General features: G+C 64.4%; 1 protein-coding gene. It reads left to right on the top strand.

Going from position 1 to position 1695, the window contains the following annotated elements:
• Window positions 1-1695: condensation domain-containing protein (locus VOI22_RS21090; RefSeq protein WP_323798424.1), on the top strand; the 1695-nt coding region annotated here is incomplete at both ends.

Genomic DNA, 1695 nt, shown 5'->3' with positions numbered 1-1695 from the left:
AGCTGGACCGGGGCGCCCTTGCCATCCCGGCCGGTGAGGACGTGACCAAAGAGGCGGGTCCGGTGACATATGTCACGGACACGGAGAGGGAACTGGCTGCACTGTGGTCGGACCTGCTCGGCGGCGGGTCGTTCCGGCCCGAGGACGGGTTCTTCGCGGTCGGTGGCCACTCGCTGCTCGGCGTCCGTCTGGTCGCACAGATCAGGCAGCGCTTCGGTGTCTCACTGCCGCTAAGAGCCGTTTTTAGCGAGCAACGCCTTAATGACATGGCGGCCGCGATCGATGCGCTGCAATCCTCCGTCGCCGATCATCCGGAGCCGAAAGTGTGGGCGGACGATATCCGCCCGGCATCACGCATGCAGGCGCGCCTTGCCCTGATGGACCGGATCGACGGTTCCGGCATCGCCTATACCGTGCCGATCGTGACCCTGTTCGAGGGCGTGCCGGACGCAACGGCCCTGCAATCCGCCCTGCGATCCCTTGCAGAACGGCATGAACCGCTGCGCACCGCGATTCGGATCGGCGAGAAGGTAGACGCTGTTCTGTTGCCGCTGGATGCGATCCGGCTCGAGTGCGAGACACGCCCGCTCGCTGATCGTGACGCGGCACGGGAGCAGACGGCGGAAGCCGCACGTCTGCTTGCACAACAGCCCTTCGACCTTGAAAACGAAGTGCCGTTGCGTGCCACATTGCTCGATTTCGGCGGTGCGCGTTCCGCGCTCATTCTGATCGCACATCACAATGCGGTCGACGGTCACTCCGTGCCGGTTCTGCTGGATGATCTTGCCGCGTTCTATGACGCAGTCCTGAAAGGCGTGACGCCGGATCTTCCGGATCTGACGATCTGTTACGCCGACTGGGTGTCCTGGCGCGAGGGGCCGGGCCAGGACGCGCGCGATGCAACCGCGTTGACCCGTGCGGGTGAAGCACTGGATGGCGCGCCGCCGTTGCTCGACCTGCCGACGGATCTTACCCGTCCGGCCCAGCGCAGCCATCGCGGCGATGTTGCGGCGTTTCCCATAGACGCCGATCTTGAAGCGTCCATCCGGGAGCGGGCACAGGAGCTTTCGACAACACCCTTCGCCCTGATGGTGACGGCCTATGCGGTGCTGCTGGCCCGCACCGCCGGAACCGACGATCTCGTTCTCGGTGTGCCGTTCGACGGGCGCGAAATCCCGGAGGCGGGAGGCCTCGTTGGATTCTTTGCCGATACGGCCGCAATCCGCGTCACCCTCGACGATGATGCTGACCCGGCCCGGTTGATCGGGCGCGTCCATGACGAGCTCGCCCGCGCCCTGTCCGATGCGGCGCCGCTCGACAAACTGATCGAAGCGATGGACCTGAAACGCGATACCAGCCGGACGCCGCTGTTCCAGGCCATGATCGCCTATAACGAGGAAGAGCAGCCATCTGTTCGCTTTGGCGCGCTTATGGCTGAGCCGCTCATGGTGCATCCGGGCACGGCCAAATTCGATCTGCAGCTGCAAATAATTCGGCAAGCTGACGGTCTGACGGCGGCGCTTGAATATGCGACCGATCTGTTCACCGAGAGCACGGCGACCGCCCTTGCCTCGCGTTATTCGCGTGTTTTGTCGTGGTTGGCGTCTGGTGGTGCTGGGTCTGCTTCGTCTGTTCCTCTGGTGGACGCTTCGGAGCGTGGGTGGCTTCTTGATGGTGTGAACGCGACGGCGCGGG

The organism is Nisaea sp., assembly GCF_034670185.1.
Taxonomy (GTDB): domain Bacteria; phylum Pseudomonadota; class Alphaproteobacteria; order Thalassobaculales; family Thalassobaculaceae; genus Nisaea.
Note: the sequence above shows the minus strand (reverse complement) of the source record. Positions and strands in the feature narration are given on the sequence as shown.